Here is a 2,182-nt window from a genome sequence, read left to right on the forward strand (position 1 = left end):
CGCCGTACCGGCGGCCACCAGGTGCGCCCGGCCGTGCATCGTCCCGAGCAGGTCCTCCACCGACGGCGCGGCACCGCTCTCGGCGGGCAGGCGGCACCATCCCACGCGCAGGTGCTCGGCGAGGGGCCGCCAGGTCGCGGGGAGGGCGTCGTGCTTGGCTTCACCCGCCGGGTCCAGCACGAGTACCACGGGCGCGTCCTTCGGACCCTGCCACACCACCGCCGGACCGGAGGCCCGGACCTCGTCGTCGAATTCCCGCATCCCGCCCGGCTACCCGCGCCGGCGCGGCCGTATGCCACGGCCGGGTCAGAGGCCGGGCGTGACCCGGCGTCTTCCCGGGCGTCACACGTTCAGGCGGACCGTGCCGGTGAGGGCGTGATCAAAACCTGTCAACGTCAAGATCAGGCGTAGACTGCGTCCATGCCCCCTCGCCCCACCTACCACCACGGACACCTCCGGCGCGCCGTCATCGACGCCGCCATCGACGTCATCGAGCGCGAGGGCACGGGGTCGATCAGCCTGCGGGAACTCGCCCGCCGCGCGGGCGTGTCGCACGCGGCCCCCGCGCACCACTTCCGGGACAAGGCCGGCCTGCTCACCGCGATCGCGATCGAGGGCAACGAGATCCTCGCGAACTCGCTCGCCGAGGCGCTGGAGTCGGAATCGAGGGCATTGCTGGAGTTCGGGGTGCGCTACGTCGAATTCGCCCACACCCACCCGGCCCATTTCGAGGTCATGTACCGGCCCGACCTCCACCACCGCGACGACCCGGCCCTGGTGGCCGCGCGCCGCAGGACGGAGACGCTGCTGCGCGCCGGGGTCGCCACCCTCCCCGACGAGAACGGGCGGGAGACCGAGGTGGGTGCGATCGCATCGTGGTCGCTGGCCCACGGGTTCGCGACCCTCTGGCGCAGCGGCAACCTCGACGACATGCTCGGGGACCGCCCACCGGCCGACCTGTTCCGCCGGGTGGCCGAGTACGCGGCGCGCGGGCCCGCGCGCTGACCTTCCCGCACCGGCCACGCGAGGGCTCCCCCGCACCGGCGCCCGGCCCGCACGTCCTTGTGGTCCGACCCAGCATGTGGGAGCGCTGGACCGGGCGAGTGCCCTCCTGTCACGATCACCCGTCATGGGCAGGCACACGGCTGGGCTGGTCGAGCGTCGGCACATCGACCTGCTCCGGGTGAGCTCCTCGATGTGCCGGAACCGCTGACGAGTCGTTCTCCCGGCTCATTTCCGACCTGGCGTTTCGCTCCCGTACCGCCGGCACCGCCGCGCGGCCCCGAACCCGAGGTTGCCCATGCTCACCCTGTTCCTGTTCGGTCTCGCCGGTTTCCTCGCCCAGCTCGTCGACGGTTCCCTGGGGATGGCCTTCGGCGTGACGGCGACCACCACCCTGCTCGTGGTGGGCACGGCACCGGCGGTCGCCTCGGCGGCGATCCACCTCGCCGAGGTGGGCACGTCACTGGCCTCGGGCGCGGCGCACTGGCGGTTCCGCAACATCGACTGGCGCACCGTGAGCATCCTCGCGCTTCCCGGCGCGGTCGGCGCCGTGCTCGGCGCCTTCGTCCTCACGTCGTTGTCCACCGGCGCGGCCTCGGCCTGGATCAGCACGGTGTTGCTGCTGCTCGGCCTGTACGTGCTGGTCCGCTTCGCGTTCCTGCGGCTCGGCAAGCTGATCACCGCCAAGCGCCCCGGCGCGCGGCTGCTCGGTCCGCTGGGTCTGATCGCCGGGTTCATCGACGCCAGCGGCGGAGGCGGATGGGGCCCGATCGCCACGACCACCCTGCTCTCCTCCGGCAGGCTCGAACCCCGCAAGGTGGTCGGGTCCGTCGACACGGCCGAGTTCATCGTCGCGCTCGCCGCCAGCGGCGGATTCTTCGTCGCGCTCAGCGGTGAGCACCAGCTCGACTACACCGTGGTGGCCGGGTTGATGATCGGCGGCGTGCTCGCCGCACCGCTGGCCGCGTGGATCGTGCGCAGGCTCCCGCCGCGCGTGCTCGGCACCGCCGCGGGCGGCATGATCGTGCTGACCAACGCCATCACCCTGCTGGACGTCGCCGCGCCGGGCGCCGCCGTGACGGCCCTCGTGCTCGTCGGCATCGTCGCCCTGTGGGCCGCGGGCCTGGTCACCGCCGTCCGCTCCGTGCGGGAGGAACGGCGGATCAACGCGCTCGCGGGC

General features: G+C 73.1%; 3 protein-coding genes and 1 pseudogene. 3 read left to right on the forward strand and 1 reads right to left on the reverse strand.

Going from position 1 to position 2,182, the window contains the following annotated elements; genetic code table 11:
* Positions 1-261, reverse strand: a pseudogene (locus SACSA_RS0116500) (hypothetical protein); the annotation flags it as partial.
* A 159-nt stretch (positions 262-420) separates the two neighbouring features.
* Between SACSA_RS0116500 and SACSA_RS0116505 the strand changes: the two are divergent.
* The 3 genes from SACSA_RS0116505 to SACSA_RS0116510 form a co-directional block, all read left to right on the forward strand.
* The gene (locus SACSA_RS0116505) at positions 421-1,005 is read left to right on the forward strand and encodes a TetR/AcrR family transcriptional regulator (protein WP_019818824.1); all 585 of its coding nucleotides are present in this window, start codon (positions 421-423) and stop codon (positions 1,003-1,005) included.
* A gap of 124 nt (positions 1,006-1,129) precedes the next feature.
* Positions 1,130-1,213, forward strand: coding sequence for a putative leader peptide (locus SACSA_RS27205; RefSeq protein ID WP_408640283.1), 84 nt, complete (start codon positions 1,130-1,132; stop codon positions 1,211-1,213).
* Positions 1,214-1,300: 87 nt separating this feature from the next.
* Positions 1,301-2,182: sulfite exporter TauE/SafE family protein (locus SACSA_RS0116510; protein WP_019818825.1), on the forward strand; the 882-nt coding region annotated here is incomplete at its 3' end.

Origin of the sequence: Saccharomonospora saliphila YIM 90502 (assembly GCF_000383795.1) — a bacterium.
GTDB classification, from domain to species: Bacteria; Actinomycetota; Actinomycetes; order Mycobacteriales; family Pseudonocardiaceae; genus Saccharomonospora; species Saccharomonospora saliphila.